The organism is Nitratidesulfovibrio liaohensis (genome assembly GCF_011682075.1).
Lineage (GTDB): Bacteria > Desulfobacterota > Desulfovibrionia > Desulfovibrionales > Desulfovibrionaceae > Cupidesulfovibrio > Cupidesulfovibrio liaohensis.
This window is the reverse complement of the sequence record NZ_VSMK01000230.1, coordinates 1-4,239: the sequence shown is the minus strand read 5'-3', so window position 1 is coordinate 4,239 and position 4,239 is coordinate 1. Positions and strand designations below refer to the sequence as shown.

The window sequence follows — 4,239 nt, the reverse complement described above, 5'->3', positions numbered from 1 at the left end:
GCCGTGGGCCACGCGGCGGCCATCCGGGGTCAGGGCCGACCAGTGCAGGGTGGTGGTGCCAAGGTCGATGGCCAGCAGCAGGGGCGCGCCGGTTGCCGGGGCCGGTGTCGCCTTGGGCGATGGGGATTGTTCGGACCGGGACGCAGCAGGCCGGGATGCATCGGGCACGGGCGCATCCACCACCCGCGAGCGGTGCGGGGCCGTTCCCGCAGGCAGGGTGAAGGCCATGCCGTATTCGTTGCCATGCAATGGCACAGGTCCGCTCGGGGCGTGACGGCACAGCAGCCGCCAGCCGTCGGACAGTTCGACCGGGGAGAAATGGGCTTCGTCGGCGGGGTGGGGCGCCGGTGTGCCACGCGTGAAGCGCACCGCGCACCGCCCGCAGCGGCCAAGGCCGGAACACAACGCGGGCGGGTCCACCTGGCCGCTCATCCACACCAGTTGGGCCAGGGTGCTGGCCGGGAGCGCACTGTCAGCACCCTGCACGGGCAGGGGCAGATGCAGGATGCGCCCGTCCGGCAGGGTCACCTCGGCCAGGGCGCCCTGGCCGTTGAGGGTGCCCGGCGTGTTCGGCGTGTCCGGTCCGCCCCGTCCGTTCGGTGTGGCGGCGGTGGAGTGCGGCGGCTGTTTCGGCGAAAAATGGGGGGACATGCGGCTCCCTGGCGGGCGTCCAAGATGGTTCCTTGCCTGCAACTGCCCCAAGACGCTGCATATGGCAAGTGCCCGCGCACCTGCGGTTTCAGTTGTCCCTCTCCGTGCCGTGCGTTCGACGGGGATATGGCGCGGAATACGCGCCGGACTGGAGCCGGGTTGGTGCCCGGCTGGCGCTGCCCCGGCACTGTCTTGGGGGAGGCGACATGCTCCGGTGCCGTGCGACGTATCGAACAGGCGGCGCAAGCCCGATTGTCATTGCATATTCAACAATAGTCCTGTACAGTTATATTATTATCTCCGGCTTTGGCGAAAGGAGTTGGCGCATGGAAATCGTGCTTGGCGCGGTGGTCGGCTTTGTGCTGCTGGTGGTGGTGCTGGTTGCCAACCAGCGCTCCAGCGCCGCGCACGAGGAACGCATGCGCGCACTGCATGCCCGGCGCCGTGCACTGGCCGTGGACCTGCGCAAGGTGCACGAGAACATCCAGCAGCTCAAGGTGGTGGAGTATGAACTGGGCCGCAGGCTGGCCGAGGCCGACAAGCGCGCCAGCCAGGCCATGGAAGTGCGCAAGCAGCGCGATGCGCGCCAGCAGGCCAGCCAGTTCGGTTCCATTCTCGATGCGCTGGTGCACGAACGGCTGCTGACCGCGGAGCAACTGGCCAAGGCCCGCAGCTACAGGGACCAAACGCGCTCGCAGTACCCGCTTTCCGAAATCGTGACCATGCTCGACTACGTCAAGCCCGACGTGGTGCAGCGCATGCGCCTTCGCTATCCCAAGCTGTCCGACGAATAGCGGAACGGCCCGCCGGGCTGCCTCCCGTTCTCCCGCCTGCTGTTTTTCGCTGTGGGCTGCCGGTGCCTGTCAGCGGCGCTTGGCGTCCATCTTGCATGAAATCTTGCTGCGGCAGGATTCTCCCGGTTGCGGCGCGTGCTTCCGTGCGGTTCGGCCTTTCGGGCCGCCCGGCCGGATCGGTCAGCCAGGCCAGCCGGACCGGCCGACGCTTGACCCCGCCCGCCGTCGCTGCCACTATCCGGTCATTCAGTATTCCACGCGCGAGGAGCCCGCACCCCATGAACAAGATTCTGGCGCAGGACGAGGTCGATGCACTGCTCCGCGGCCTTTCCGGCGGCGAGATAGAGAGCGAGACCGACATCCCCGAGGACGACTCGGGCATCGTCCCGTTCGACCTCGCCAACCAGGACCGCATCATTCGCGGTCGCATGCCGGTTCTTGAAATCGTCAACGACCGGTTCGCGCGGCTGTGCACCAACGCGCTGTCCAACACCGTGCGCAAGCGGGTGGAGCTGAACCCCATCTCCATCGACATGACCAAGTTCGGCGATTTCATGCGCTCGCTGCCGGTGCCCACCAGCATCAATATTTTCAAGATGGAGCCGTTGCGCGGCAACGCCATCATCGTGGTGGATTCACGCCTGGTCTTCGCCCTGGTGGAGAACTTCTTCGGCGGGGCGGGCAGCCAGCCCAAGATCGAAGGCCGCGAATTCACCCGCATCGAACAGGCCATCGTGGACCGGGTGATCAAGATCGCCCTGGACAACATGGAAGAATCGTGGCGTCCGGTGCACGACGTGAGCCTTGAACTGGTGCGCTCCGAGATCAACCCCCAGTTCGCGGCCATCGTGCCGCCCAGCGACGTGGTGGTGGTGATCACCTTCGAGGTGGAACTGGAGACAGCCATCGGCTCCATGGTCATCTGCCTGCCGTACGCCACCATCGAACCCATCCGCTCCAAGCTGCACGCCAGCTTCCAGACCGAACGCCTGGAAGTGGACCACGCCTGGGTTTCGCGTCTGAAGGAACGGCTGCTGGAAACCCCGGTAAGCCTCAAGATTCGCTTCGGCGAATCCAAGATCACCGGCAATCAGCTGTTGCGGTTGCAGGTGGGCGACGTGCTGCTGCTGGATACCGACACCGACGACCTGCTGGAATGCACCGTGCAAGGCGTGACCAAGTTCTGGGGCATTTCCGGCACGGTAAAGGCCAACAAGGCCTTCCAGATCATCAAGGAAGAAGAGCCGCGCTACACCTGACGCGCTGCGGGCCGATCCGGCACGTCAGGTGCAGTCCCGATTCACCACGGTCTGCCCGACCTCCCCTTTCCGCCCTTTCCGCCCTTTCCGCCTGACCCGCCTGATACCTGCGAGATTTCATATCAAAGAACGACGGCGCGCCCGAAAGGGTGCGCCGTTTTGCGTTGCAAAGCGGGGATGTGGAAGGGCAAGGCGGCGAAGCCGCTGCTAGTAGTGGACGTTCGTCAACGTCAGCCCATGCGCCGGGGCCGTGGCGGGGGCAACCTTGCGGTCGCGGGCGGCAAGGATGGCGGGTACGGCATCCGGGGGCAGCTTGCCGCGCCCAACGGCCACCAGCAGGCCCATCATGTTGCGCACCATCTGCTTGAGAAAGCCGTCGGCCTCGAAGTCCCAGGCGATGACACGCAAGTCCCGGGCCATGGCATTCACTGCATCGTCCGAACCCGCCAGTGGCTGTGCGCCCGGCAGCGCGGGCTGGACCGGGGCCTCGCCCTCGTGGCGGCGGGCCACCCTGGTCACGGTGCGTATGGTGGTGACGATGTCGGTACCGGTGTTCTGAAAGCTGGCAAAGTCATGCATGCCGTGCAGGTGCGCGGCGGCGGCATCCATGGCTTCAAGGTCCAGAGGGCCCGTGGCCCACGCAAACGGGGCCAGCCGGGGAGGCGTCCAGCGCCGTTCGGGCCACAGCCGGTAGGTGTAGGTCTTGCCGCGCGCATCGAAGCGGGCGTGAAAGTCGTCGGGCACGCGGACCACGGCGGCCACGGCGATATCGTCGGGCAGCCCGGCGTTGAAGGCGCGCTGCCAGTCCAGGTCCGCCCGATGGTCGGGCACGTCCATGTGGGCCACCTGGGCCTCGGCATGCACGCCGGAATCGGTGCGTCCCGCGCCGTGCAGGCGCACCGGTGCACCTACGATGCGCTCGGCGATGCGCTCCAGTTCGCCCTGCACGGTGCGCGGCTGGGGCCGGTCGGTACGGGCCTGAATCTGCCACCCGGCCAGCCGGGTGCCCACGTAGGAAACGGTCAGCGCGAGACGGGCCATGCGTTATTCGAGGGGCAGTTGCATGCGGGTGAGCGCCTCTGACAGCTTGGCGGCCTTTTCCGCCTGCACGAAGGTCAGGATTTCGCCCGCCTGCCTGCCGCGCATGCCCGCCAGAATCCTGACGGCGATCTTTTCGTCCAGGGTTTCCAGCACTGCCGCCGCCTGCTTGGCCTTCATGTTGGTGTACACGTCCACCAGGTGGCGCAGCTTTTCGTCCTTCATGCCCTGCGCATCCTTGAGCATGGTCTTGATGCGCGCCTCCAGGTCCTGCATCTGGGCCAACTTGGCATCCACCTGCTGTTCCAGGCTTTTCAGTTCCTGCTCGCGGCGGCTCAGGTCATCCTGCTTGCGGTTCAGGGCGTCCATGGCGGCCTGGGTGGCCTGAGAGGATTGGGCGCCGGGCTGCGCGGCGGTGGGGGTGGCGGCGCCCGAACCCATGCTCGAGGAACCCGGCAGACCGGCGGCTGCGGGCAGGGCGGAAGACGGGGCGGCCG

Annotated in this window: 5 protein-coding genes; 2 read left to right on the top strand and 3 right to left on the bottom strand. The window is 66.7% G+C overall.

The genetic code is table 11. The features are described from left to right. A partial coding sequence (locus FVW27_RS09040; protein ID WP_167124489.1) for a 2Fe-2S iron-sulfur cluster-binding protein occupies nt 1-651 on the bottom strand: 651 nt, incomplete at its 3' end. A 326-nt stretch (nt 652-977) separates the two neighbouring features. On the opposite strand from FVW27_RS09040, the gene FVW27_RS09035 reads away from it, so the two are divergent. Together FVW27_RS09035 and fliM are read left to right on the top strand one after the other, a co-directional pair. Next, on the top strand, nt 978-1,445 hold the full coding sequence (locus FVW27_RS09035) for a hypothetical protein (protein WP_167124487.1): 468 nt from the start codon (nt 978-980) through the stop codon (nt 1,443-1,445). 278 nt (nt 1,446-1,723) lie between these two features. Beyond that, nucleotides 1,724-2,704 (top strand): flagellar motor switch protein FliM, encoded by a 981-nt coding sequence (gene fliM, locus FVW27_RS09030; RefSeq protein ID WP_167124485.1) that lies wholly within the window; start codon nt 1,724-1,726, stop codon nt 2,702-2,704. 207 nt (nt 2,705-2,911) lie between these two features. Here the strand turns inward: fliM and FVW27_RS09025 are convergent, their stop codons facing one another. Both FVW27_RS09025 and FVW27_RS09020 read right to left on the bottom strand, forming a co-directional pair. Further along, nucleotides 2,912-3,745: a tRNA pseudouridine synthase A gene (locus tag FVW27_RS09025; RefSeq protein WP_167124483.1), complete on the bottom strand. Its 834-nt coding sequence runs from the start codon at nt 3,743-3,745 to the stop codon at nt 2,912-2,914. 3 nt (nt 3,746-3,748) lie between these two features. After that, a partial coding sequence (locus FVW27_RS09020; RefSeq protein ID WP_424991863.1) for a MotE family protein occupies nt 3,749-4,239 on the bottom strand: 491 nt, incomplete at its 5' end.

Coding starts and splice junctions, on each gene's coding strand:
- FVW27_RS09035 (WP_167124487.1), top strand. CDS start 978: ATGGAAATCGTGCTTGGCGCGGTGGTCGGCTTTGTGCTGCTGGTGGTG.
- fliM (WP_167124485.1), top strand. CDS start 1,724: ATGAACAAGATTCTGGCGCAGGACGAGGTCGATGCACTGCTCCGCGGC.
- FVW27_RS09025 (WP_167124483.1), bottom strand. CDS start 3,745: ATGGCCCGTCTCGCGCTGACCGTTTCCTACGTGGGCACCCGGCTGGCC.